The organism is Candidatus Amarobacter glycogenicus (genome assembly GCF_016704105.1).
GTDB lineage: Bacteria > Chloroflexota > Dehalococcoidia > Tepidiformales > Tepidiformaceae > Amarobacter > Amarobacter glycogenicus.
In genome coordinates this window covers 335,857-360,999 of the sequence record NZ_JADJAT010000020.1, presented here as the reverse complement: position 1 = coordinate 360,999, position 25,143 = coordinate 335,857, and the positions used below count along the sequence as shown (strand labels likewise).

The 25,143-nt window shown below is 67.2% G+C and carries 21 protein-coding genes and 1 riboswitch; of the genes, 6 read left to right on the top strand and 15 right to left on the bottom strand.

Annotated elements, in window-relative coordinates:
• The first annotated feature begins 212 nt into the window (after positions 1–212).
• Both IPG14_RS16150 and IPG14_RS16145 read left to right on the top strand, forming a co-directional pair.
• Positions 213–500: a type II toxin-antitoxin system prevent-host-death family antitoxin gene (locus IPG14_RS16150; RefSeq protein ID WP_343387034.1), complete on the top strand. Its 288-nt coding sequence runs from the start codon at positions 213–215 to the stop codon at positions 498–500.
• Positions 494–901, top strand: coding sequence for a type II toxin-antitoxin system VapC family toxin (locus IPG14_RS16145; protein WP_343387035.1), 408 nt, complete (start codon positions 494–496; stop codon positions 899–901). Before IPG14_RS16150 ends, IPG14_RS16145 begins: the two co-directional genes overlap by 7 nt.
• Before the next feature lie 74 nt (positions 902–975).
• Here the strand turns inward: IPG14_RS16145 and IPG14_RS16140 are convergent, their stop codons facing one another.
• From IPG14_RS16140 to IPG14_RS16130, 3 genes are all read right to left on the bottom strand, one after another.
• Complete coding sequence (locus IPG14_RS16140) at positions 976–1,263, bottom strand: winged helix-turn-helix transcriptional regulator (RefSeq protein WP_343387036.1); 288 nt, start codon at positions 1,261–1,263, stop codon at positions 976–978.
• Positions 1,264–1,331: 68 nt separating this feature from the next.
• Positions 1,332–1,688, bottom strand: a complete 357-nt coding sequence (locus IPG14_RS16135) for an acylphosphatase (protein WP_343392504.1) — start codon at positions 1,686–1,688, stop codon at positions 1,332–1,334.
• A gap of 24 nt (positions 1,689–1,712) precedes the next feature.
• A complete protein-coding gene (locus IPG14_RS16130; protein ID WP_343389277.1) occupies positions 1,713–2,528 on the bottom strand; it encodes an SDR family NAD(P)-dependent oxidoreductase in 816 nt (271 codons plus the stop codon).
• Positions 2,529–2,676: 148 nt separating this feature from the next.
• On the opposite strand from IPG14_RS16130, the gene IPG14_RS16125 reads away from it, so the two are divergent.
• Both IPG14_RS16125 and IPG14_RS16120 read left to right on the top strand, forming a co-directional pair.
• Positions 2,677–3,675, top strand: coding sequence for a hypothetical protein (locus IPG14_RS16125; RefSeq protein WP_343392503.1), 999 nt, complete (start codon positions 2,677–2,679; stop codon positions 3,673–3,675).
• Between the two features lie 47 nt (positions 3,676–3,722).
• Positions 3,723–4,880, top strand: a complete 1,158-nt coding sequence (locus tag IPG14_RS16120) for a MalY/PatB family protein (RefSeq protein ID WP_343392502.1) — start codon at positions 3,723–3,725, stop codon at positions 4,878–4,880.
• A 21-nt stretch (positions 4,881–4,901) separates the two neighbouring features.
• On the opposite strand, the gene IPG14_RS16115 is transcribed toward IPG14_RS16120, so the two are convergent.
• The gene (locus IPG14_RS16115; protein WP_343387041.1) at positions 4,902–6,131 is read right to left on the bottom strand and encodes an MFS transporter; all 1,230 of its coding nucleotides are present in this window, start codon (positions 6,129–6,131) and stop codon (positions 4,902–4,904) included.
• A gap of 86 nt (positions 6,132–6,217) precedes the next feature.
• On the opposite strand from IPG14_RS16115, the gene IPG14_RS16110 reads away from it, so the two are divergent.
• Complete coding sequence (locus IPG14_RS16110) at positions 6,218–7,435, top strand: aspartate kinase (protein WP_343389274.1); 1,218 nt, start codon at positions 6,218–6,220, stop codon at positions 7,433–7,435.
• 32 nt (positions 7,436–7,467) lie between these two features.
• On the opposite strand, the gene IPG14_RS16105 is transcribed toward IPG14_RS16110, so the two are convergent.
• The 8 genes from IPG14_RS16105 to IPG14_RS16070 form a co-directional block, all read right to left on the bottom strand.
• A complete protein-coding gene (locus IPG14_RS16105) occupies positions 7,468–8,496 on the bottom strand; it encodes an ABC transporter ATP-binding protein (protein WP_343392501.1) in 1,029 nt (342 codons plus the stop codon).
• Complete coding sequence (locus IPG14_RS16100) at positions 8,477–10,069, bottom strand: iron ABC transporter permease (RefSeq protein WP_343392500.1); 1,593 nt, start codon at positions 10,067–10,069, stop codon at positions 8,477–8,479. Before IPG14_RS16100 ends, IPG14_RS16105 begins: the two co-directional genes overlap by 20 nt.
• A gap of 2 nt (positions 10,070–10,071) precedes the next feature.
• Positions 10,072–11,088: an iron ABC transporter substrate-binding protein gene (locus IPG14_RS16095; protein WP_343392499.1), complete on the bottom strand. Its 1,017-nt coding sequence runs from the start codon at positions 11,086–11,088 to the stop codon at positions 10,072–10,074.
• 109 nt (positions 11,089–11,197) lie between these two features.
• Positions 11,198–12,481, bottom strand: a complete 1,284-nt coding sequence (locus IPG14_RS16090; protein ID WP_343392498.1) for a phage portal protein — start codon at positions 12,479–12,481, stop codon at positions 11,198–11,200.
• A 437-nt stretch (positions 12,482–12,918) separates the two neighbouring features.
• Complete coding sequence (locus IPG14_RS16085) at positions 12,919–15,369, bottom strand: CoA transferase (protein ID WP_343392497.1); 2,451 nt, start codon at positions 15,367–15,369, stop codon at positions 12,919–12,921.
• A gap of 106 nt (positions 15,370–15,475) precedes the next feature.
• Positions 15,476–18,535, bottom strand: coding sequence for a hypothetical protein (locus tag IPG14_RS16080; RefSeq protein WP_343392496.1), 3,060 nt, complete (start codon positions 18,533–18,535; stop codon positions 15,476–15,478).
• 354 nt (positions 18,536–18,889) lie between these two features.
• Positions 18,890–19,108, bottom strand: a complete 219-nt coding sequence (locus IPG14_RS16075) for a hypothetical protein (protein ID WP_343392495.1) — start codon at positions 19,106–19,108, stop codon at positions 18,890–18,892.
• A gap of 85 nt (positions 19,109–19,193) precedes the next feature.
• Positions 19,194–19,463: a hypothetical protein gene (locus tag IPG14_RS16070; protein ID WP_343392494.1), complete on the bottom strand. Its 270-nt coding sequence runs from the start codon at positions 19,461–19,463 to the stop codon at positions 19,194–19,196.
• An 82-nt stretch (positions 19,464–19,545) separates the two neighbouring features.
• Between IPG14_RS16070 and IPG14_RS16065 the strand changes: the two genes are divergently transcribed.
• Positions 19,546–19,752 carry a CGNR zinc finger domain-containing protein gene (locus tag IPG14_RS16065; RefSeq protein WP_343392493.1) on the top strand — a complete coding sequence of 69 codons (207 nt, stop codon included), beginning with the start codon at positions 19,546–19,548 and terminating at the stop codon, positions 19,750–19,752.
• Positions 19,753–19,812: 60 nt separating this feature from the next.
• Here IPG14_RS16065 and IPG14_RS16060 read toward each other — a convergent pair whose 3' ends face one another.
• From IPG14_RS16060 to IPG14_RS16050, 3 genes are all read right to left on the bottom strand, one after another.
• Positions 19,813–20,583: an alpha/beta hydrolase gene (locus tag IPG14_RS16060; protein WP_343392492.1), complete on the bottom strand. Its 771-nt coding sequence runs from the start codon at positions 20,581–20,583 to the stop codon at positions 19,813–19,815.
• A 468-nt stretch (positions 20,584–21,051) separates the two neighbouring features.
• Positions 21,052–22,629 (bottom strand): bifunctional phosphoribosylaminoimidazolecarboxamide formyltransferase/IMP cyclohydrolase, encoded by a 1,578-nt coding sequence (purH, locus tag IPG14_RS16055; RefSeq protein ID WP_343392491.1) that lies wholly within the window; start codon positions 22,627–22,629, stop codon positions 21,052–21,054.
• A 104-nt stretch (positions 22,630–22,733) separates the two neighbouring features.
• Positions 22,734–22,815, bottom strand: a riboswitch (ZMP/ZTP riboswitch).
• A 128-nt stretch (positions 22,816–22,943) separates the two neighbouring features.
• Entirely contained in the window at positions 22,944–24,956 is a 2,013-nt protein-coding gene (locus IPG14_RS16050) for a methyl-accepting chemotaxis protein (protein WP_343392490.1), read from the bottom strand.
• Positions 24,957–25,143: the final 187 nt, after the last annotated feature.

Sequence of the window (25,143 nt, the reverse complement as noted above, 5' to 3'; positions counted from 1 at the left end):
TGAGGCTTGGCCCGGGCGCAGGGCGAAGGAAGTCCCCGAGGACTGCGGAGTGGAGCGAACCGTCTTGCAACGACCCGGTTGTAACAGTGGCGGGCCACCCTGTGCGATGTGATCCCAGTGTAGCGCATCGACCGGGGGCTGGAGTGGGCCAGTCGTTAACCTTCTGCGCCGCCGAAGGGGGCCAGTTCTGGCAATGTGCTACCATGTAGCACATGCGAAGGATCGGCATCCGCGAACTGCGCCAGAACGCGAGCCAGTACATCCGCCTGGTGAAGGCGGGCGAGACCATCGAAGTGACGGAGCGAGATGTGCCGGTGGCGCTGCTGACGCCGCTGCCGAAGGGTGGCGAGAAGAAGTCCCGGAGAGACGAACTCATCGAACAGGGACTGCTGGTGCCGGCCACGAAGGATTGGCGAGACTTCAACCCTCTCCCGCCTGTCCCCGGCGAGAAGCTGCCCTCGCAGATCCTTCAGGAGATGCGCGACGAGGAGCGATGGTAGCGACGTACTACGTAGACTCCTCCGCAATCGTGAAGCTAGCGGTTCCAGAAGCGGAGACCAAGGCACTTCGTTCCGCTCTCGGCGCCCAACGCAGTCAGCCGGCATCGAGCGAGATCGCGCTTGTTGAGGTCCGGAGAGCTGTGGCCCGGAGGGCGGGAGGCGCGACTGACGCGGTTGACGAATTGCTCGCCGGATTCGATCTCGTCCCGCTCGCGGGCCCCATCCTCGAAGCGGCGTCGCGTCTGGGTCCGCCGGAACTCCGCACCCTGGACGCCATCCACATCGCGTCCGCGCTCGTGCTTGGCTCGGCTTGCGACGGCATCATCACGTACGACGCGCGGATGGCCGAGGCGGCGCGGGCAGCCGGGATCGCCGTCTTCGCGCCGGGAGCGGAAGGCTAGATAACCGGCGCTGTCTTCACGCGGCCCGAGGTGATCACGAAAGGGTCGGCCGGGGATTGTCCGGCGTGACGGCGTCAGAGTTGCGAAATCACGGGGAGGAGCGCGGAGAGCAAGACACCCACCTGGAGGCCGCGAGTCATCGGGCCGGAGATGGCCGCTTCGCTGTGCACCAGGTAGTGGTTACGGCGGCCCTGGCGCTCTCGCGAGAGGTAGCCGGAGCCTTCGAGGTCGGCGATGATGCGCTTCACGGCGCGTTCGCTGATGCCAACTTTGACGGCAAGGTCGCGCAGACGGATGTCGGGCTCTTCGGTGACGCACAACAGGACGTTGGCGTGATTTGTCAGGAAGTTCCACTCTGCCATCTTGGCGACGAGACTACCTGTTTCAGGGCAGGACTGCCAGTGTTTTCGGCCGCGGCGGGTAAGGCGAGCTAACGTTCGACGTGGAAGTCGCCGAGGCTCGGGTCGACGGCGAGCGACTCACGTTCGATGCGTTCGACGACGGCCTCAGCGGGCCCGCGTTTGCAGGCGACGACAAACTGCTTGAGCAGGGTTTTCTCTCCCTGGACGATGGCCTCGCAGGCGCCATCGGGCAGCTGGCGGCAGCTGCCGACGAGCGAGAGCGAGCTTGCCACGTTGCGCAGCCAAAGCCGGAAGCCCACACCCTGGACCTTGCCGTGGATGACGATCCGATGACGTTCCGGGATGTAGACATCCAGCTTCGCCATGATGAAGGTATCGGCAGGCCTCAGCTCGGGGTGAAGTGGCGGTCCGGGTGACAGTGCCACCCGGACCTTGACGCGAGCCGGCGATCAGGCGAGCAGTTCGGCCGGAGTGAGGCCGAAGTTCTTGAGGACATCGGCCGCGTAGGTGATGTGGCCGGAGTTGACCGACGGGTCGCCGTGGACGAGGTGGAGGCAGGCCTCGGCCATGTGCTCGACGGGGGTGGCCATGTCCTTGTTCGATTCGTTGACGAGCTTGTGGTGGAGGACGCCGGGGGTGGCAACGAGGCCGGGTGAGATGACGTTCACGCCGATCTTGTCGTTGCTGGCTTCGGCGGCGAGGCCGGTGGTGAAGCGCTCGAGGGCGGCCTTGCACATGCCATAGACCGTGCCGCCGCGGCCAGGGGCGTTGACCTTCGGATGGAGCGCCGCATGTGAGGAGATGTTGAGGATCCAGCCCGACTTCCGCTCGCGCATCTTGGGGAGGACGAGCTGGGCGAGGTGGAAAGGCCCGAAGACCTGGACTTCGAACATCAGCTTCATCCTGCGCTCGGGGAAGTCATCGACGGGGATGAAGTAGGTGATGGCGGCGTTGTTCACGAGGATGTCGACCGGGCCGTAGGCGGCTTCGGTGGCCCTGATCAGTTCGACGCGCTCTTCTTCGTTGGAAAGGTCGCACTTGACGGCGAGGGCTTCGCCACCGGCATCGCGGATGCGCTTGACGACGCCGTTAATGCTACCGGGGAGCATGTGGTCGCCTTCATCCACGGTGCGGGCGGAAACGACGACTTTCGCGCCCTCCTGGGCGTAGCGATAGGCGATAGCTTCGCCGATGCCGCGCGAGGCGCCGGTAATGACTGCAACCTTTCCGGCGAGGACGCCGTTCTTATTCATAGATGCTGCCATGTGAGTTCTCCTGATGATGAAATACGCTCGCCAATCTTGGGAGCAGAGGCCCCGATTGTCACGAAGAGGAGCCGTGTTCGGGCCGCAAGCGCTAAGCTCGACGGCGGGCCGGGGAGCCGCGAGTGCCCGGCGGCGAAAGGACGGTTCGATGCTGCGCAGAGCCCTGGTGATAGCCTTCCTTTGCGCCGCCCTTGGCGGACTCACCGCCTGCGGCGGCGACGACGACGGTTCGCTCTCCGGATCGGACTTCGCCTCGGAGCCTCGTGACCCGGCGAAGAACGTGCCCGCAGACCAGATTGGCAAGGTCAACGTCATCCCGGCGGGTTCGGACTGGTACGTGGGCGAGAACAACTTCGTGTTCGGGCTGACGAACATCAAGGATGAACCGCAGGGCGGGGCGCGGGCCATCGCCACGTTCTACGACCTGCGGGACCCGGCCAACGCGAAGCCCGTGTTCACGGCTGAGGCAGTCCAGAGCGCGCCGGGCGTGGGGAAGCAAGTGCAGCATGCGCATTCGGGCGGCGAGATCCACCTTCACGGCGGCCAGGATGAGAACCGGGTTGGGTACTACGTGACTACGAACTTCACGTATGCGGGCCAGTGGGGCATCGCTGTGGAGGCCGAGTTGAAAGACGGGACAAAGGGCGTGGATAGCATCGGCTTCACGGTGTACGCGAAGCCGAATATGGCAGCCACCGGCCAACCCGCGCCGAAGAGCGACAACCTGACGAAGTACGACGTGAAGGAGATCGGGGAGATCGATTCGGGTTCGCCGCCGAACGACATGCACGAGGTGAAGATCAAGGATGCTATCGCGGCGGGCCGGCCGCTGGTGGTGGTGTTTTCGACACCCGCCTTCTGCACATCGCGGTTCTGCGGGCCGGTGAACGAAGAGGTCGAGGTATTGCGGGAGCGCTACAAGGACCGGGTGGACTTCGTCCACATCGAGATCTGGCGGGACTTCAACAAGCAGCTGATGAACCCGACGGTGAAGGAGTGGTTGCTCTGGCCGGACGGGTCGCTGCGGGAGCCGATTGTCTACCTGGTGGACAAAAAGGGCGTGATCTACGACCGGTGGGAAGGCCCGGTGGCGGCAAACATCATGGAGGAGAGCGTGAAAGCCGTGGCCGGTGGCGCGACGAGGTAAGGACCTGGCAGGTGAGGCGCCGCGCGTGGGCGTGTAGCATCCGCCGCATGCAATACGACTTCGACACCGTCCACGAGCGCCGGGGGACGGACAGTTCCAAGTGGGCCCGTTTCCCGGCGGACGTGATCCCGATGCCAGTGGCGGACATGGACTTCCTATCGCCCGAGCCGGTGCGGCGGGCGCTGAGGGAGCGGGTGGAGCAGGGCTTCTACGGGTATGGGCGGGCGAACGAGGAGTTCCTGGAGGTATTCACGGGGCGGCTGCGGCGGCGTTACGGCTGGGACGTCTCGAAGGACGCCCTGATGACGCTGCCGGGAGTGATCCCGGGGTTCAATATGGGCCTCCGGGCGGTGACAAAGCCGGGCGATAGCATGGTCGTCCAGTTGCCCTCGTACGGGCCGATCCTGAATTCGTGGAAGCACCATGGAATCGTCCGGCACGATGCGATGCTCGTGCGGGAGCCTTCCGGGCGCTATGAGATCGACTGGCCCAGCTTCGAGGCTGCCTTCGACGGGACGACACGGGCGTTTGTGCTTTGCAACCCGCACAACCCGGTGGGGAGGGTCTTTTCGCCGGAGGAATTGCGGCGGATGGCCGAGATCTGCCTTGCCCACGACGCGTGGATCATCTCGGACGAGATCCATTGCGACCTCGTCCTCGATGGGAACCGTCACACGCCTGTTGCGAGCCTCTCGCCCGAGATCGCAGCACGGACGATCACGCTGATGGCGCCGAGCAAGACGTTCAACCTCGCCGGCCTGAAGTCGGCGGTGGCAATCATCCCGGACGCGGACCTGCGGGCGAAGTTCGAGGCAGCAAAGGGCGGGCTGGTGGGCGCTGTGAATGTCCTCGGCTCTGCGGCGATGACTGCCGCCTACCGCGACTGCGACGGCTGGCTGGAGGCGCTGACGGGCTACCTGACGGAGAACCGGGACTACCTGACGGGATTCGTCGGCGAGCGGATGCCGGGCGTTACCGTGTATCCGGCCGAGGCGACGTACCTGGCCTGGCTGGATTGCAACGCGCTGGGGCTCCCGGGAAATGACGCGTTCGGCTGGTTCCTGGACCACGCCCGGGTGGGGCTGGGCGAGGGCTCGAACTTCGGGCCGCCAGGCGAGGGGTTCGTGCGGTTGAACTTCGGATGCCCCCGAACCCTGCTGCGAGAGGGCCTCGAGCGGATGGCCACGGCACTGGCGGCGAGATAGCACTGGCCGAGGGCCGGCTACTCAGGCTTCGCCGGGGTCGGGGCCAGGGGAGGGCGCCGGCGGCCGCTCCCGGTTGAGGGTCTCGGGCATCAGGACGAGCATGAGGCCGGCGCCGATCGCGCCGATCACGCCCATTGTCACCGATGCTGCGGCGAGGGAGGCGAGCCCGGTGGCGGCGGCGACGACGAGCGGTCCGCCGGCGGTCCCGAGGTCGCCGCAGACGCGCCACGCACCGAGGAACTGGGCGCGCCCGATCTCCGGGGAGAAGTCGGCGCCGAGAGTCATGACGATGCCGCTACCGAGGCCGTTGCCGAAACCGATGAGCAGGCCGACGACGACCAGGGAAGCGAACCCGGAGGAAAGGGGGATGAGGAACATGCCGGCCGCCATAATCGAGAGGCAGGGGAGGGCGACGGCCTTGCGGCCCCAACGGTCCATGACGCTCCCGGCGGGGTAGAAGAGGAGCATTTCCATTGCCATAGAGATGCCGAAGACCAGGCTGATGGTGCTGCTATCGAGACCGAGGTGGTCTCCCCAGAGGGGGAGGACGCCCTGGCGGGAGGCACGGAGCGCCCCGATGGCGGTGACGCCGACGCCGGCAGTCATGAAGACGCCGGCGTTCTCGCGGACGACTTTCGTGAACTGGACGTGTTCGTGCTCGGGAGCGGGGAGAGCACTTTCGCCGCGCATGAGGACGAGGAGCAACCCGGCGGCGAGCACGGCGCTGACGAGGTGGACGACGTAGGCGCCTTCGAGACCGGCGACGACGGCTGCGGCCGCCCCGAGGAACGGTCCGAAGAAGTTCCCTGCGCGGTTGATGCCGCCGAGGGTGCTCAACGCCCGCCCGCGCAGATGGACGGGCATGACATCGGTGACGTAGCTCAGGCGGGCGAGAAGCCAGACCGACCAGCCGCAGCCCATGAGGAAGGTGAACACGGCGAACGGCCAGATGCCGGGAGCGAAGGCGGACCCGGCGAGGGCGACGATGACGAGCCCGGTGCCCGCGATCATGGCGCGCTGTTCGCCGAAGCGGGCGACGAGCCAGCCGGCGGGGATATCGAAGGCGAGGACGCCGATCCCGCGAAGAGCGACGATGAAACCGGCGAGAGCGACGGATGCGCCTTCATCGCGCGCGGCGAGGGCGACGATGGGGATGACGGCGCCCTGGCCAACGGCGAAGAGGAAGGTCGGGACATAGACCGACAGGCCAAGAGAGCGCAGGGTGGCGCCGTTCGGTTCCGGGGAGGACATGGAAGAGCATCGTACGACGGGCGGGGACGGCGAGCGAAAGGCGGCCGAGACGCGTCTGTTAGGTTCGGCCGCTGTACGATTTGGCCATGCTCGTAGTTCAAAAATACGGCGGCACGTCGGTCGCCGATGCCGACCGGATCCGCCATGTGGCGGGGCGTGTCCTCAAGCGAATCAAGCAGGGCGACCAGGTCATCGTCGTTGTATCGGCGATGGGCAACTCGACCGACGACCTGATCGACCTCGCCCTGCAGGTGGCACCGGACCCGGATCCACGAGAGCTCGACATGCTGCTTTCCACGGGGGAACAGGTCTCGGTCGCGCTGGTGGCGATGGCGCTGAAGACGATGGGCCAGGAAGCGGTGGGCCTCACGGGGCAGCAGGCCGGAATCATCGCCCAGGGGCGGCACTACCAGGGGCGGATTTCGCGGGTCGAAGCGGACCGGGTGAGGGCAGAGCTCGATGCCGGGCGCGTCCCCGTCGTCGCCGGGTACTGGGGCGTGAACGAGGACCAGGAAATCCTGACGCTTGGCCGTGGCGCGAGCGATACAACCGCGGTAGCGCTGGCGGTCGCGCTCGGGGCGGACCGGTGCGAGAACTGCAAGGACGTGGAGGGCGTGTATACGGCCGACCCTCGCATTGTGCCGACCGCGCGGAAGCTGAAGGACATCACCTACGAAGAGATGCTGGAGCTCGCGACGCAGGGTTCGACGGTGATGCACAACCGCGCCGTGGAGCTTGCATCGGTGTACAACCTGCCCATCCTCGTAACCTCGAGCATGGTCGACGCCCCCGGGACGATGATTCGCCAGGAGTCTGAATTGGAAGAACGCAACCGCGTGCGCGGAATCGCACACGATACCGATGTCGCCAAGGTCACAGTGCGGCGAGTGCCAGACAAGCCGGGGATCGCGACGAACATTTTCGAGCCGCTGGCGGAAGCGGGCATCAGCGTCGACACGATCGTCCAGAACTCGAGCGAAGGGAACCTGACCGACCTGACGTTCACGCTGTCGCGCGGGGACCTGCGCAAAGCCGAGGCGCTGATGCCGGTGATCTGCGAGAAGGTTGGCGCGCCCGAATACACGACCGATGGCAACCTGGGCAAGGTCAGCATCGTCGGGGTAGGTATCCAGACAGCGCACGGCTATGCCGCGAAGATGTTCCGCGCGCTCTTTGACGCGGGCATCAACATCGAGCTGATTTCCACCAGCGAGATCCGGTTGACCTGCATCATCGATTCGGCGAGGGTGCCGGACGCGGTGCGGGCACTGCACGCCGCATTCGAGCTGGAAACAGCAGAGTAGCGCCGGCCGGTCGCAAGAGGGCGAACCAGGTCTTAGCCGGCGGTCGCGAAGGCGGGGACCGCGACGTTCACGCCGATTTCGAACGAGTCGTTGGCCTCGGCGGCCATCCAGCTCGGGACGACTGCCACGAACTCGGGAATGCCGGGGACCGAGAGGACGAGCCGGGCATGGGCCCCTTCGAAGCGGCGGCGGACGACGGTCGCCGGGACGCCAAGTCCCTTCACTCCGATCCACTCTGGCCGGATGAGGACCTCGCACCCGCCGCGAAGTGGCATCGACAATCGCACCGTACCGAGCGGCGTTTCCGCCGTGTCGCCATTCGCGACACCGGGGAAGAACTGCGCATCGGCGGCGTAGGTGGCGGACTCCTTCGAACTCGGGCGCATGTAGAGGTCCAGGGGCGTGGCCGTTTCGATCACGCGGCCGGCATCCATGACGGCGATGCGGTCGGCGGCGGCCATGGCGTCGGTGCGGTCGTGGGTGACGAGGACGGCAGTCATGCCCTCGGCGCGGAGGATGGTCACCAATTCTTCGCGCATCGCCAGGCGGAGAGCGGCATCGAGGTTCGAAAAGGGCTCATCGAGGAGGAGGATGCGGGGGTGAGGCGCGAGTGAGCGAAGGACGGCGACGCGCTGTTGCTGGCCGCCGGAGAGCTGGTGGGGGTAACGCCCGCCGAGGCCTTCGAGTTCGCCACGCCGGAGGAGTTCGGTGACGCGGGCAGCGGAACCGCGCGGCAAGCCGTAGGCGATGTTGGCGGCGACGGTGCGATTCGGGAAGAGCGCGTAATCCTGGAAGACCAGGCCAACGGAGCGCTTGTGAGCGGGGACGCTGACCGAGGTGCTCTCGACCACGCGGCCACCGATCCGGATCTCGCCGGCTGCGACGCGTTCAAAGCCGGCGATAGCGCGGAGGAGCGTGGTCTTCCCGCTGCCGCTGCGGCCGAGGATGGCGACGATTTCGCCGGCCGCGACCTGGAGGTGGGCGCCGTTGACCGCCTTCAGGCTGCCGAAGCGGACTTCGACACCGGCGCAATCGAGCGGCTCAGGATTCGAGAGCTCCAATATCACCCTTCCATGCCAGGAGGCCGACCGGGATAGCGGCTACCGCGATCAGCGCGAGCGCCGGCAGTGCCGCACCAGCGTAAAGCGCATCGGTGCTTCGGCTCCAGACGAGGCCCGGGAGCGTTTGATAGCCGGGCGGGCTGAGGATGAGCGTGGCGGGGAGTTCTTTCATGATCGTGAGAAAGACGAGGGCGAAGGCGGCGGCGAGACCGGGCCGCGCGAGCGGCGCGGTGACCGTAGCGATGGCCATCAACGGGCCTTTGCCGAGGGAGGCGGCGGCATCCTCCAGGTTGGCAGGCTGGCGGACGAGGGTGCCGCGCAGGGCAGAGAGCGCGTTCGGGACGAAGAGGATCACGTAGGCAAGCAGGAGCATCCAGACGGTCTGGTAGAGGCCGGTGGCGTAGCGGATGCCGAAGAAGACGAGCGCAAGGGCGACGACGAGACCGGGGAGGGCATGGGTGACGTAGGCGGCCTGTTCGGCCGCCCGGGCGAGGAGCCCGCCGTAACGGGCGGAGAGGATGGCGACGGGGAACGCGAGGGCGACGGTGATGGCCGCGCCGGCGAGGGCCATTTCGACCGAATGGCGAACTGCCGGGGCGAGCGCCGGGAAGTCGGCGTTGGCCCGCAAGCCGTTGATGAGCCAGTAGATGAGCACTCCGACCGGCAGGACGAGGGCGAGGCTGACGGCGATCGAGAGAAACGCGAGTGCGAGGACTCCCCAGCGGCCGAGGGGGACGAGGCGCACCGCCGCCTGCCGCCGTTTGCGCCCACGTGCTAGCCAGGAGCGCACGCCGAGTTCTGAGGTGAGGATGAGAAGCGTGACGAGCCCGAGAATGGCACCGAGGACGGCGGCGCCGGTGCGATCGAACGAGGACTGGTACTCGATGAAGATGTCGCGGGTGAAGGTGGAGTAGTTGAGCAAGGAGACGGCGCCGAAGTCGCTGAGGGTGTAGAGCACCGAGAGGAGAATGCCGGCGGCGAGGGCGGGGACGAGCCCGGGCAGGGTGATCGCGAAGAAGGTGCGCAGGGGCGATACGCCGAGTGAGCGCGAGGCCTCTTCTTCCGCGGTATCGGCGGAGGCGAGGGCGGCGCGTACGACCAGGTAGACGTAGGGATAACCGGCGCAGGTGAGCGTGAAGGCGGCGCCCCAGAAGCCGTAGACCTCGGGGAGACGGTCGACACCGAGGGGTTCGAGCCAGCCCTGGAGCATACCCTTCGGCCCGAGGAAGGCGACGACGGCGAGGGCCGTGATATACGAAGGGATGGCGAGGGGGACGGTGAGCAGGACGGACCAGACGCGGCGGGCGGGGATATCGGCGCGCGTCGTCAGCCAGGCGGCGGGGACGGCGACCGCGACACAGAGCAGGGCCACGACCGCTGCGAGCCAGAGGCTCCGCTGGAGGAGTTGGGGCACGGAAGTGTGGAACGCGCGCGACCAGGGCGACCATCCGTCCTCGGTGGATCGGAGGGCAAGGTAGAAGACCGGGATGAACGTGAGGGCCACGGCGAGGAGCCCCGGGAGCCAGAGGGCCGCCGGGGCTTTGCGAGCGGGCCGGAGCGCGGCCCAGTTCATGGTTACTTGAGGACGCCGGTGGAGCGCAGCAATGCAAGCGTCCCGGCGAGGTCGTCGAGGTCGCTCAGGTCGATAGCCGGGGGTTTGAGCTCGGCAAGGGGCTTAATCCGCGGGTCCGTTGCGATGCCGTTGGCGAGCGGGTATTCGAACGTCTCCTGGGCGAAGAACTCCTGGGCGTGCTTCTGGAGCAGATACTCGACGAACTTCTCGGCGCCGCTCTTGTTCGGGGCCGACTTCAGGACGGCGGCGCCGGCGACGTTGACGAGTGCGCCCGGGTCGCCGGCGGCGAGGTAGTGGTTCTTCGCGTTGATTTCGCCCTGGTCCTTGATGAGGCCCCAGAGGTAGTAGTGATTGACGACGCCGAGCGAGATTTCGCCGCTGGCAACGGCACTGACGATGGCGTTGTTGTTGGCGTAGGTCTTTGCATCATTCTTCGCCATGGCTTCGAGCCAGGCCTTCGCCGCGTCTTCGCCATCGACCTTGCGGACGGCGGTGATGAACGCCTGGAACGAAGCGTTCGCAGGCGCCCAGCCCACTTTCCCCTTCCACTTCGCGCTGGTCAGGTCTTTGTAGGAGGCCGGGAGGTCTGAGGCGCTGACAAGGCCGGGGTTGTAGACGACGACGCGGGAACGCCCGCTGATCCCGACCCAGGAGCCATCGCTCGCCCGGTACTGTTCGGGGACGAGGCCGGTGATCGAACCGGGGAGGGTGGCGAGGAGGCCAGCCTCGCGGACCGCACCGAGGGCCCCGCCATCCTGGGAGAAGAAGACGTCGGCCGGGGACTTGCCACCTTCTTCGAGGAGGAGGGCAGCGGCGGCATCGGTGCCGGCGTATTTCACGTTGACCTTGATCCCGGTCTCCTCGGTGAAGTCCTCGATGATTGGGGCGACGAGCGCCTCGCTGCGGCCCGAATAGACGGTGATGGAGCCGCCGTCATCGTCATCGCCGCCACATGCGGCGGCCATTACCGCGAGGGCCGCGGCAGCGGTGGTAAGGGAGAGGATTCGCAGGCGGTGCATGGGCACTCCGGTCATTCGTAGATGCATTGCCCTAGTATTAGGCATACCTAACTTTCAAACAATACGTGGGTAATATCCCATGCGAATGGCGTCGAAAATGTGACATTAGTTACGGCGCTCCCGAGGCAGCCGACTCGAGGCGGACGCGGGCCCACTCCGCCTCCGGGTCATCGGCGCCGAGGCGGGCGGCCGCGGAACGCCGGGAGCTGATACCCGCTTCGACGAGGGAGCGTTCATCGGACACCTGGCGGGAGCGGTCGATGGGCAGGATTGGACCCCACTGCATGACCGGGCGGAGGCCTTCGGCGTCGAGCCCGCCGAAGCGCGCGAGAAGGTCGAGCATCATGGTGGCGCGGCGCTCATAGACGGCGGTGCGGATGCGCTGCTTGCGGAGAACTTTCCGCGCGATGGGGTCCAATTCGGTATTGAGCGCGACACCCGAGAGTCCCTGCGGGTTGTGGCCGAAGGCCGTCCTCGGGGACTCGCCGAGGTCGTGCATCGCCCGGTAGACCAGGTCGATGTAGTCGCGGTGGAGGGCGACGCCGCCGCCCTGGAGCAGGTCGAGGAGGTAGGCACGGGCGCTTTCGGGGACTTCCCAGACGGCGCCGGGTTCGACGGCGATGTCCTGGGAGCCCTGCACGCCTTCGAGGACGGCGATGGGGTTTCCGGAGAGTTCGAGGATCTGGCTGAGCTGGCTGAAGGCACGGTTCAGCTCGCGGTTCGGCTCGATCAGCGATGGAACGTCGCTCGAACCCCAGTGCTGCTTCGGCTCGCGCACGTTCGGAAAGAGGATGAAAGGGATGAAGCCGTAGGGGTTCGGCTCGCTGGCGACGAGGTCGTTCTCGCGCCAGAGGTCGAAGGTGGCCGCCGTCCAGTGTTCGGTGACCAGGGAATCGGGCGAGCCGAAGCGGTACCGGGAGGCGACGGCGGTCAGGCGCGCGGGGTCATCGGGTTCGCGCCAGGCGAAGATGCCCTGCACGTCGGGAGCGGTGACGCGGACGTTGCCGGCCTCGGCATCCCACGTGACCTTGTAGCAGGCGTCGCCGAGGACGGCGCAATCGAGCTCGGTTTCGTAGTCGAGCTGGGCGAGGCCATTGAGTGCGGCGGCTTCGCGGAGAGCGCGTTCGGCACTGGCGGCGCGGGCGCGGCCTTCGGGCGTTTCGCCGCCTTCGACCTGGATGGAGGAGCCGTTGAGGAGGTAGCTGGTGACCTTATCGACGAAGGCTTTGGCGTAGTTGAAGGTGAGTCGGCGTTCGCCGCGGCGGGCTCGGCCGGGCCACTGGCGGCCCTCATAGAAGGCGAGATTCTCGCGGTAGCGGGAGAGGCGGTCATGGTCGAGATGCTGGAGCTGGAGCGGGAGGGGTGATTCGGGAAGCGCGAAAGCAGGGGGCACGGGTGGTCGCCTCGGGAGTGGGAGTGCGAACCACGGTTGGGGCGGGGTGGGAGAGGGCAAAGGGGCTGTTGGCAGCGGGGGGGCCGTTGGCCCGGGGAGTCGGGGGGCGCATAGGTCCCTCACCCCCGGCCCCTCTCCCAGGCTTGGGAGAGGGGAGTGGTGTGGTGGCAGGAGGCGGTGTGGTTGGGGTGCCCACGCGGGGGTGTGTGGCGAGGCGGCTATGCGTCGCGTGGTAGGCGGATGCGGTGGCGGGCGAGCGGGTGGTGGTGGCAGCCTGGCGTTCGGGGGGGGCGCCCGGCAGGCGTTGGCGAGGCAGTTTTGTCCCGCGTGGTAGGCGGATGCGGTGGCGGGCGAGCGGGTGGTGGTGGCAGCCTGGCGTTCCGGGTTGGGGTGCGCACGCGGGCCATGGCTGGCCCGCCTCAGGGAGGGGGTTTGGTTCAGGTGATGGCGCCACGGGCGGCGTAGGCGCTGATTTCGTCTTCGGAGAGGCCGAGGACTTCGCGGAGGACTTGCTCGGTGTGTTCGCCGAGGCAGGGGGCGGCGGTATAGGCCGGCGGGGTTTCGCTGAAGAGGGTGACAGGGCCGTCGTAGGGGGTTGGGCCCATCGCGGTGTGGTTGAGGACCTTGAAGAAGTCGCGGTGGGCGAGCTGGGCGTCGGTGTAGAGCTCGGACGGGCGGAGGACGGCGGCGGTGGGGACGCCGGAGCGCTTCAGGAGGGCGGTCAGGTCGTCGCGGTCGAAGCCGGCGCACCAGGCTTCGAGGGCGGCGTCGATCTCGCGGTCGTGGGCGAGGCGCGCTTCGAGCTGGTCGAACCTGGCATCGGCGAAGGCGGCGAGCGGGGCGACGGCAAGGAGGTGCTGCCACTGCTGCGCCGTTTCGCAGGCGATGGCGACGTAACGCTCAACCCCCTGGCAGCGATAGACGCCGTGGGGGCTGGCGTAGAGCGATTCGTGGCCGGCGGGAGGAGCGAGGCGACCGTTCACGGTGTAATCGAGGACGGCCGGTTCGATGAAGTGGATGGCGGCTTCTACCTGGGCGAGGTCGATGTGCTGGCCCTCGCCGGTCAGGTTGCGGTGGCGGATGGCGGCGGCGATGGCAGCGACGCCGTAGCGGGGCGCGACGAAATCGGTGTAGGCGCCCCAGGGGCCGTGGGGGATGCGGTCCGGCCAGCCGGTGATGCCGTAGATGCCGGCGAGGGCGGCGCCCTGGCCGCCGTAGCCGCCGTAGGAACGTTGCGGGCCGGTCTGTCCGCGGAGACAGGTGCTGAACATCACGAGTTCCGGGCGGTCCTTCGAGACCTCTTCGTAGCTGAGGCCGAGGCGGGCGATGGCGCCGGCCGTGAAGCTTTCCGTTACGACATCCGCCCAGGCGACGAGCTTCCGGGCGAGTTCGAGGCCGGCCTCACTCTGGAGGTTGAGGTTGATACCGAGCTTCGAACTGTTGAAGTTCGCCATGAACTGGGCGTGGTCGAGCCCGGGGACGTTGTCCTTGAACGGCGGGATGGTGCGGAGCAGGTCCGGGCGGCTGAACGACTCGATATGGACGACGGTCGCACCATGGTCGGCGAGCGCCTTCGAGACGATGGGGCCGACGCCGATCCAGGCGAAATCGGCGACTTTGAGCCCTTCGAATGCGCGGCGCCGGGCGACGTTCGGCGGAGGCGGCACCTGCGGCCGGGGGGCGAAGGAAGCGAGGATATCCTGGTGTTCGCCGAGACGCGGCGGGCGCTGGGGCGGCGCCATGGGCGTGCCGGAGAGGCGGACCGGGATACCGGGCTGGGTGCGGCCTTCGACGCTGACCCAGTAGTCGCGGGACTTCAGCTGGGGATCGGAGAGGAGGCCATCGATGCGCAGGATCGGCGCCAGGAGGAGGCCGGCATCGGTGCCCATCTGCATGAGTTCGTGTTGCGTGTGGAGCTTGAAACAGGCGCGGACAGCTTCGAGCGCGAGCTTCGCATCTTCGAGTGTGAGCGTCCCGGCCATGAGATCGGCGGCCCAGGTGGACCAGTTGCGCCCGCGCAGCTCGGCCGGGACGAGACCATCAGCTTCAGCCCACTGGAGGACGGAATGGAGCGGCGTCTTGCCGACGCGCCCGCCGACGAGCTGGACGGTGACGTATCCATCGGCGCACTCCCACTGGCGGGGGAGGGCGATGCCCGGCAGCGGCGAGGGGAGCGGGACGAGCCGGTTCGGCCCGCTGACGGGTGGGTCGTTTCCAGTATTGGGGGGATAGCCAGTGGCGCTCATCAGGGTCCAGACCATTGCGGCCTGCATGGAGACGTCGAGGTGCTGCCCGCGCCCGGAGCGTTCACGTTCGTTGAGGGCGACGAGGCAGTCGGCGGCAGCCTGGGCGCCACCGTGGAAGGATGCCTGCGGGTATCCGACGGGCACGGGTGGCCGATCAGCATCTCCCTGGAGGCCAACGAGGGCGCCGGCAGCTTCGATCGTCAGATCGGTAGCGGGACTGAGGGCATCCGGGCCGGCCTGGCCGTAGGGCGTGACGGAGGCATAGATGACGCGCGGGTTGACGGCGGCGAGTTGTACGTACCCGAGCCCGAGGCCAGCCATGTAACCGGGGTCGAAGCTCTCGATGACGAAGTCGGCCTGCTGGAGGAGGGGATCGAGTTTGCGGCGGTCCTCCGCGTCTTCGATGTCAATGACGACGCTCTTCTTGCCGTTAGCGACGGAGGCCCAATAGAGCGAGGTTTCGGGGCCGAGCGGCTTCGCTTCATCGAACGGGGGGAAGAAGCGCGCCGGCGCGCCGCCGGGCGGTTCGACCTTGATGACGGTGGCCCCGAGTTCGGCCAGCATCCTCCCCGCGAGTTCGGCGCGGGGTGTGGCGAAATCGACGGCGAGGAGACCCGCGAGAGGGCCGGCGGCTTCGGGCATCGCAGGAGTGGACTATACGGGCTCGCCTCAGTCGGTGCCGGGCGCGAAGCGGGTCTTCTCACGGTGTCGCTCCAATCCACCCGCGACCGGAAACGCGATGCCGGCGCTACTGACGCCTGGCGGTGTAGCTGACGACGTCGAGCGGACAGCCCATGATGTTGCTGAACCAGACCTCCAACGATTCATTCGAGATCGTCGTCTGTGAAGCGTTCAGAGTCCCGAAGTCCTCATAGACATACGGCGGGATCTCCCCGGCGTCCCAGGCAGGTGGCAGCGGGCCTCGTGTCAGGCGGTTCTCCACGAGGATTCCACTCAGCCAGTAGTTAACGAGTGTCTTCTGCAGATCGGAGTCGAACTGCTCTGCCACCTCCGGGGCCAGCCCGATGACAGCCTCTTCGTTGCTGCACGTCCCGCCGGACGGGAGTTTCACGGTGTGGGCCGCGATCCCCCATCGCTGCACTTGCCAGGTCCTCTTGGAGAAATCGACCAGGATCTCGATCGGGCGGTCTTCACTTGTCGTGCCGACGAAGAGGGCGGCCCCTTCGACACCCGCGGCATCGTAGAGGTGGACGCGCGGCGATTCGGGGTCTTCCGGGTCGGCCTGGACGAGGCGTGCCGGTGACTTGGTGAAGTCGAGCGCATAGGTGAGCCTGTCGGTCTGGTCGGCGAGGGCACTGATGGTGGCGGTGAGCTTGGTCCTGAGGATCCCCTCTTCCATGCGCTGGCGGGCGCCAGCGTAGCCGTCGGGCAGCGACTCCAGGACCCCGTCTTCCGGTTCGAACCCGTCCCGCGTCAGCTGGACGGTGACGTAGGTCGTGTCCTTCTTGTCGCCGGGACGAGGCTCGGCCGCTTCCTCGAGGGTGAAGACGTTGCGCGTACCGTCGGCCGCCTTTACCACGAGGCGGAGGCCATAGTCCTTGAAGTCCGGCGAGGCGCCAAGCTTGTACTCGCTGGCGATGGTCTTGAGGGTGGCGTTGGGGATGGCAAGACGGATCGCCTGCATGTGCGGTTGACCGCGGTAGGCGTAGGAGAGGGAAACCGGGCCGGCCTCGGGCTTGTGGGGCGCAAACGGGAGGTCGCCCAGGCTGCCCGTCCAGGGGCCTTTTCTGGGCTGGTTCAGGCTGAGCTGCCCGACAGCGGCCCACTCGCTGTCCTGGCGACGGTCGTAGCTGCTGTGGAAGAGTTCGTGGAGGTTGGGCTTCGTTTCACCGACGTACTGCATGTCCCAGGCAAGCAGGCGGCTGCCGGAAGACGGGTAGGCGTCGCGATCCTCGGGCTTGAGGGTGCCTTCAACGATTGCCAGCGCCTGGATTGGCGGGATCGCCGTGCTGGTGAGGACGCCGCAATCGCCGGCGGGGCAGTATCCCTGGGTGCCGGCGCTGATGGCACGCACATCTTTGAGCATGTACCAGTCGGTGTTGATGGCGGCGATCGTGAGAGTGATGTCGATGATCTTCGAGATCATCTCGGCCTTTTCCATCTTGAGTTCGAAGACCGATTCTTCTCCGTCGGTCAGCAGCGAGTGGAAGTCGGGGCTCTTACTTTCGGCCCAGGCGAGGGCGAGGGGGGCGGCGATCCCGGCCCCGATCTCGTCTCCGAAGACCTCGAACTCGGCCCAGGCCTGACCGTCGCCCTCTTCCGCATAGAGACCGCCGAGGTAGTCAACGAGGGTGTCGGTGCCGCCGGTGGCGTAGAGGCCGGCAGTGACCGCGAAGCCCGCTGGAGTGACCGTGCCCACCAGCAAGCCGACCGCGGCAGCCGCTACCTCCCATTTCTCAATCCAGTCGTCCACGCTCTCCTTCCAGGAGCGAAGCGTGTCGATCCACGAGGTGCTTTCTATCGCCCAGGTGGAATAGACCCGGAGGTAGCGGATGACGTTGACGCTGCCGGCGACGAAGGGTTTCGAAGCCTCGGTGATGGCGGTCTCCATCTCCGGGTGCGATTCGCTGCCGGCGCCTGTAATCACGGCATCGGTGAAGTAGAGCTCGCCGTAAGGACGGAGGACCCGCAGATCGAACGCCGGGAGCGCCTGCGTGCGGACGAGCCAGCGGGTGAAATCGACGCCCCATGGCGCCCATGCGTAGAGCGCGGATTCGAGGGCCTGCTCGACGGTCGTGCCGGTGGAGTCGAAGAGCATCTCATCGAGCGGGTAGCCTTCGCCGACCCAGCGTTTCCATGCGAGCACCCATTCGGCGCGGAGTTGCGCGAGCCTATCGATGCCCGCGACGTAGAGCTGGAAGCCGGTCAGCCCGGTGCCTGGGAGCGACGCCGTGAACGGGCCGCCCGCGAGCATCGCGCCAGAACCGAGCATCGCGATTCGGGCGCCGCCGAGGAGCCGGAGGGCGTTTTCGAGATCGATTGCGAAGTCGGATGGTGAGCGGGACTGGACCAGGAGCGAGGCGTACCCCTCGGGGTGGTCTGCGAGCACTGTTTCAGCCTGGGGGAGCCAGGCTTCGACCTCCCGCTGCCAGGCGGCGCGATCGGTCCAGTAGAGCGTTTCGAGGCGGACGGCCTCGTTCTTGGTGGCAGCGCCGGCGAACCCCGCCTTCGGCGTGGCGACCGCGACCACCCACGGCGCCGGGATGTCCCGGACTTCCAGGCGGCGGCCGGGCTTACCGTTCGGCAGGGAGACGACCGCGGACGGGATCTCGATCCATGCCCCGAACTGCGATTGGGCGACGACGGTCTCGCCCGCGGCACCGGCCGCCGGGAGGTCGACCTTGACGGCATCCTTGATGGTGATGCCGGCGACCGACTCGAACCGCCAGGCGATGCCGCCGCGATCCCAGGCCGGGCTCGCGTCCGCAACCTGGATGCGTTTGAGGTCGACCCCGGCGCCGAAGACGACCGGGCCGCCCGGGACATCCGCGACAGCGCCGGCCGGATGTTCGAGGCGAAGATGCGGCCGGGTCGCGCCCTCACCCGGGGCCTCGTCGAGGACGATGATGCTGCTCTCCTGGACGTTGCCGGGCTTGCCGTCATCGGCGGCCTTCTCGCCACCGCCACGGAGAACGATCATCGCGGCGAGACCAATGCCGAGTGTCGCGACGACGGCCGTCCCCGCGACGCCCAGCGCTCGGCGTCCCAGGGGCCGTTTGCGCCGGGGCGGAGCGTTCTGCGCAGGCGCGGAAACGGCGACCTGAGGGGGTGGCGGCGCGAACTCCAACGACGCCTTGCCCGAGGGCCTGGCCGCAAGCCTTGCAGAACTTCGCGCCGGCCCCGATTTGGGCGCCGCACGAGGCGCATACGACAGCCTGACCGCATGCGCGGCAGAACTTCGCATCGCTGCCCAGGAACGCGCCGCAACTCCCGCAGACGGTTTGCGTTTCCAAGCCTCAGAAACCTCCAGCAGCGGGCCGTATCGCCCACGATCATCCGCCGGAGGGGTGCAGTGGAGGATGACCGTGGGGCCATCAATCGCTGTTCGAAAGGCGGAATCTTCGCCTGCGCGAGTCGTGGGCGCGAAGACGCCGGCTGCGATGCAGCCGGCGTCCGCTGTGGGTGAACTGGGCGGGGACGGTTAGGAAGCGAGGCTGCGATGGTTGGCGGCGGCATAGTCGCGGCGGGCCTGGCGGCGCCGGGCGCCCTTCCCGGCCCGGATGAGAAGGCCGTCGACGCTGGCAGCCAGCGACCGGCGGCGTACGAGGCCGAGGCGCTGGGCCTCGGCGACGAGGTACATCGCCCGGTGCTCGCGTTCGAAGTAATCCAGACGTTCGCGGGCGAGGTAGGTGTATTCCATGGTGGTCGGCTCCTTTCGTTCCGTTACTGCTATTCGAAGTTAGCCGGTAGCAACGTTACCTGTCAATACCAATTGCTGGTTACGCTTATGGAACCACTTGTGGTATCGTGAAGCGGTGATGGACCCGGCCGACCGCGATCTTTTCCTGCAATTCCTGTGGACCCGTGACGAGACCGACGCTATCGACACTCCCGGCAAGCTGAAGGATTGGCTGACCGGCCTGGGCATGCTCGACGGGGACGAGGCGGTAACCGAAGACGATGTCCGGCTGGCACGGCATTCGCGGGCGGCGGCCCGTGCGATGTGCGTCGCCAACAGCGGCTACCCCCTGGACCCTCGCACCCATCTCGGCCATCGAAGAACTCAACGCGCGAGCCCCACTGAAGGTAACGGCCGGGCCGGCGGGCGGGCTCCAGGTCGAGCCCGGGGGGTCCGGTGTGCCGCGGGCCCTCGCCCGGTTCCTGGCCATCGCCTACCGGGCGACGGTGGAAGGCGAGTTCGGCCGCTTCAAGGCGTGCCAGGGGTGCGGCTGGGCTTACTACGACGAATCGAAGAACGGTTCGAAGAAGTGGTGCGCGATGGGCTTGTGCGGGACTCGGGCGAAGATGAAGGCGTATCGCGAACGGAAGAAAGCGGGCGCGTAGGGACCGCCCGGGCGGGTAGCCCTGGCGCCGAGACGAGAGAGCAGGGCAACAAGTGACGCGCTACTCGCCGCCCGGCCCGAGGTGGCGGAGGAAGAACCTTTCGAATTCTTCGCGTTCGTGAGCCGGGATGCCGACGTGACCGCCGGGGTTGATGTGCATGGTCTTTTCTTTGGCGCCGAAGGCGTCAAAGAGTGCGAGCCCGGCCTCGACGTTTACCAGCTCATCGTGGCGCTGGAAGACGAAGAGCAGCGGGATCGTGATGCTGGCTGCTTGCCGGGCGAATTCGTCCGCTCCCTGGCGCAGGCCGTTGAGGCCGAGGACGGCACACTGCACCCGCGGCTCGGCGGCGAGAAATGGCACACCTATGGACGTGCCCATGGAGACGCCCCAATAGCCGACCGGCCCCTCGCCCACTCCCGGGATTGCACGGACGGCGTCGAGGGTGGCCTGCCATTCCGGCACGGCCTGCAGGGTACGTTTCATCATCTGGCGGGCGGCCTCCGGATCGAAACCCTGCGTGCGCGACCCGATGCGCGCCTGGAGGTTCGTGCGGGCGGCGGCCGCCGCTTCCGGCGTCGTCCTTTCGCCGTGCGCCGGCGCATCGATGGCGACTACCGCCCAGCGCTGATGCCGGGCGTAGGACCGAGCTCGGGCCAGCAGGGTATCGACCCGCTTGTGCTGCGTGCCGCCATGGCCCATGAGGACCACGGGACGTGGGCCGGCCGCACCTTCAGGCGTCCAGACGATGCCCGGTACGCGTTCGCCGGCGACCTCCAGCGCGAACGCGCGCTCGGTGACTCCCATTTCCGTGACTTCGGAAGTGAACTGCATTTCATGCCCCTGATGGTTTGTTTGGGGCATTGTTGTCATGCGGGACACTCGGATCCACCGGGCGGTGCGAGTTTGGTGGCCGCGGGGGTTCCGGGTTGGGGTACGCACGCGGGCCATGGCTGGCCCGCCTCGGGGTGGGGGCAGCGGGCGGGTTTGGTGGCCGCGGGGGGTTCCGGGTTGGGGTGCGCACGCGGGCCATGACTGGCCCGCCTCGGGGTGGGGCGCGTTCGGGTTTGGTGGCCGCGGGGGGTTCGGGTTGGGGGCGCACGCGGGCCATGACTGGCCCGCCTCGGGGAGGAGGCAGCGGGCGGGTTTGGTGGCCGCGGGGGGTTCCGGTTGGGGTGCGCACGCGGGCCATGACTGGCCCGCCTCGGGGTGGGGGCAGCGGGCGAGTTTGGTGGCCGCGGGGCGTTCCGGGTTGGGGTGCGCGGGCGGGCCATGACTGGCCCGCCCGCATTGGGCGCCCTTTCAGTGCCGGAAGTGGCGGGTGCCGGTGAGGACCATGGTTACGCCGTACTGGTTGCAGCAGTCGATGCCATCCTGGTCGCGGAGGGAGCCGCCGGGATGGACGATGACCTTGATCCCGGCCTGGCAGGCCTTCTCGATGGAGTCGCCCCAGGCGAAGGGGAAGAAGGCATCGCTGGCCAGGACTGCGCCAGCGACTTCATCGCCAGCTTTTTCCATGGCGATCTCCACGCTCTTCACACGGTTTGGCTGGCCGCTGCCCATGCCGAGAAGGCGGCCGTCCCTGGCGACGGTGATGGCGTTGCTCTTCACATGCTTCACACAGCGCCAGGCGAACTTCAGGTCTTCGAGTTCCTGCGGCGTGGGCTGGCGTTCAGTGACGACCTTGAACTCGATCTCCTCCGGGGTGCGGTCGTCGGCGTCCTGGACGAGCCAGCCCCCGCCGACCTGGCGGTACGACTTGCCGCCGGGTGCGTGAGGCTGGGCTTCGAGGATGCGGAGGTCCTTCGACTTGCCTTTGAGGACGGTGAGCCCTTCGGGAGTGTAACCGGGGGCGACGACGATTTCGTAGAACATGCGCGTCTCGCCGTCGTTCGGGCTGCGGAACTCGCGCAGTTCGCGGGCGAGTGCTTCATCGACGACGCGGTTGAAGGCGACGATGCCGCCGTAGGCGCTGGTCGCGTCGGCGCGGACGGCGAGGCGGTAGGCTTCCAGCAGGTCACCGCGAGTGGCAACGCCGCAAGGGTTCGTGTGCTTGACGATGACGCAGCTCGGGCCGGTGAAGTCGTTCACGCAGTTCCAGGCGGCGTCGGCATCGAGGTAGTTGTTGTAGGACATCTCTTTGCCGTGGTGCTGGACGGCGGTAGCAATGCCGCCGCGGCCGTGCTCGCGGAGGGACTGGTCGGTGTAGAAGGCAGCCGACTGATGGGGGTTTTCGCCGTAGCGGAGCTCCTGGGCGAGCTTCATGGGCAGCGTCTGTGTCTCCGGCGTTTCACCCGGGTGGGCCTGTCCGTGGAGCCACTCGGAGACGGCGGAATCGTAGGCGGCGGTGTGGGCGAACGCCTTGTAGGCCAGGTGGAGGCGCGCCTCCTTCGAGACGCCGCCGTCGTCCTTGAGGTGGTTGAGGATTGGCCCGTAGTCGCCGGGGCTGACGACGACGATGACGTCATTGTGGTTCTTGGCGGCGGCGCGAAGCATCGTCGGGCCGCCGATATCGATGTTCTCGATGCCCTCTTCGAAGCTGACACCGCCGGGTTTGGTGACGGTGGCGACGAACGGGTAGAGGTTGCAGCAGACGAGGTCGATGCCGCCGATGTTGTGTGCGGCGAGGGCAGCCATGTGGGCGGGCAGGTCGCGCCGGGCGAGGATGCCTCCATGGACGACGGGGTGGAGGGTCTTGACGCGGCCGTCGAGCATTTCGGGGAAGCCGGTGATGTCCTCGACTTTGCGGACGGGGATACCGGCCTTTTCGAGGGCGGCAAAGGTGCCTCCGGTGGAGACGATCTCCCAGCCGAGGGCAACGAGGCCGCGGGCGAAGTCTTCGATTCCGGTCTTGTCGTAAACGCCGAGGAGTGCGCGCATGGGTCCACCTCCAGTGGGAGCGACGGGGGAGGAGCGAGGGGCAACGAATGCCATCGCACATCCCGGGGAAAGAGAAAGGCCCCGTGCGCAGGGTATGCGACGAGACCTTCGGCCCAGGCGAGCGACCATGCGATAGACCGGGTTCCCTCGCGGTGCTCCGCGAACTCGCCAGTTGCCCGGAGAGTGGATGGTAGCACCGATAAAGAGGAAAGAGGAAAGAGGAAAGAGGAAAGAGGAAGGGAAAGAGGAAAGAGAAAAGAGCGGGGAGAGGCAGGGAAGCCCTGCGCTCTCCGGCGCATCTCATCGGGGCCGGCTCAGGCGGCGATCTTGAAGCGGGCGACTGCCTGATCGAGGCCCTCGGCGACGACCTTCACCTGGCTCGCAGTCGCCGCCAGCTCTTGCGACTGGGCGGAGAGCTGTTCGGTGGAGGCGGAGACTTCTTCGGCAGAAGCCGAGGTCTCCTCGCTGGTCGCCGACACCTGGAGGATGGCTTCAGTCACGCGGCTGGTGCCGGTCGCCATGGAGCTGGCGGCCTCGGCCGATTCGCCCGCGGACCGGGAGATCTGGCCGGCGCTGTTGACGATCCGCGTGGCGGCGCCCGAGAGCTCCTGGACGTCTTTCGCGATCTGTTGCATCTGGACGGCGGACTCGCGGACCGAGGCGATGATGGAATCGAGAGCCCGGCCAGCTTCGGCGGTCACTTCGGTGCCCGCTTCGACATCGCGGACGCCGACGGCCATGACATCGACTGCTTCGCGGGTGGCGGATTGGACCTTGGCGATGAGGTCGGCGATTTCCTTTGTCGAGCCGCTGGACCGTTCGGCCAGCGAGCGGACGTTTTCGGCGACGACGGCGAAGCCGCGGCCCTGTTCGCCGGCACGGGCGGCTTCGATGGCGGCGTTGAGCGCGAGGAGGTTCGTCTGGGCGGCAATCTCGTCGATGGTCTTCACGATGTCGCCGATCTGTTGACCGAACTCTCCCAGCTGGCCGACGGTTTCAGCGGCGCGGACGACAGCCGCGGCGATCGCTTCCATAGAGGTCATGGCACGAGCGACGGCTTCCTGTCCGCTCTGGGCGGCGCTCCGGGACTGTTCGGCAGAGGCGGCGACCATCTCCGAGGAACTCGAAACATACTGGATGCTTTCCTGCATGCGGTTGGCTTCCAGGCTGCTTTCGCCGGCCGAATCCGCGTTGGCGCGGGCGGCGGAGGCGAGCTGGACGGAGCCAGCGGCAACCTGTTCGACTTCCCGGGCGGACTCCTGTGAGAGGCCGGAGAGGTTGACTGCGGAACGGGTGACGTCGGTGATGGCTTCGGCGATCTGGCTTGTGGCGGCCGCCATCTGATCCGACGACTCCTTCAACGAGTCCGATGAATCGAGGAGTGAGCCGGCGCCAGTGCGAACATCGCTGACGATGCGCGAGAGGCTCAAGCGGGCTTCGTTATAGGTGGCGATGGTAGCGGCGAGCTTGTCGAGCACGACATTGATGGTCGCGCCGGCGCGGCCGACTTCATCCTGGGATGGGCGAGGGATCCTTGGGGTGGTGGGCTGAACTTCGAATGTGAGATCGCCTGCCGCGAAGGCACTCATCCCCTGGGAAAGATCGGTGATGCAGTTCTGCTCGATGGACTGGAGGCGGTCGACGACTCCGGCGACGGCATTGCGGATAGCCTGGCTGATCACGAAGGCGAGTCCCAACCCGACGAGGGCGGCGACGACCCCGAGAATGGCCGAGTTGCGGATTGCGGAACTGGCCGAGGACGCGGAATCATCCTGTACCTGGGCGGCGAGGCCCTGGCTGAGCACGGTGGCTTCGTTGAGGAGGTCCACCACTGCCTGTGCCGTCTTGTCGCCCGAGGGCTTGCCGTTCGCGCCGTTCTCGTTGAGATCGATCCCTTCGGCAGTGCGTCCGGCGACGATGTAGGCGAAGACTTCCTTGCGGATTTCGAGGAGCACATCGGTCGCCGCAAGCGCTTCTTCGATGACCGAGCGAATCTCGGGGTCGGCCTGGGTCGCGGCGTAGTCTGCGAGCGTGGCCCGCGCCTGGGTCTGATGGACTTCGGCCTCGGCGACGACTTCGGCGGCTTCCCCGGGGTCTTCAGCGAGCAGCGCGTCCATCGTGCTGATGTTGCTCATCAGGAACGCCTGCTTCGCTTCATCGAGGGTCATCTGGCCCTTGAATTGAACGTTGTACAGGTCGCTGGTGGCGCCGGCGGCGGAGCTGGCCGAGCGGAGGGCGAAGATGGTGGCGATGGCCATCAGGGCGATGGCAAGAGAGAAGCTGCCCAGCAGCTTGACGCGGATAGGAAGATTGCTGAACCAGGTCATCGAGTCACGATCCCGACCCGTGCGGCACCCCTGAGTGTTGGGGAACGGGCTATGTAGAACGAGTATCGAGGCTCTATGCGGCGTCCATCATCGGGGTAACACCGGACGGAGACGTCCGATTTCCCTCAGTGCGGGCGCGTGGGTCGCTGGCTAGCCGGGAGCGGCGACCTTCGCGGCGAACCTGGAA